Genomic DNA, 255 nt, shown 5'->3' on the forward strand with positions numbered 1-255 from the left:
TCGGCGACATCGCCCACCTGACCGGCCTCGTCGCGCCCGACATCGCTGTCGTCCTCAACGTCGGAGTGGCCCACCTCGGCGAGTTCGGGTCCCGCGCCGCCATCGCCCGGGCCAAGGGCGAACTGGTGCAGGGCCTGGCACCCGGCGGCACCGCCGTCCTCAACGCCGACGACCCCCGGGTGAGCGCGATGCGCGCGCTCACCGACGGCCCGGTGCTGACCTTCGGACACGCCGGGCACGCCGACGTACGCGTAG

At 74.5% G+C, this 255-nt stretch carries 1 protein-coding gene; it reads left to right on the plus strand.

Features of this window, described 5'->3' with window-relative positions:
• The coding region (locus tag DMH12_RS38825; protein WP_260474516.1) for a Mur ligase family protein at positions 1-255 on the plus strand (255 nt) is incomplete at both ends.

The organism is Streptomyces sp. WAC 04229, assembly GCF_003947455.1.
Taxonomy (GTDB): Bacteria; Actinomycetota; Actinomycetes; order Streptomycetales; family Streptomycetaceae; genus Streptomyces.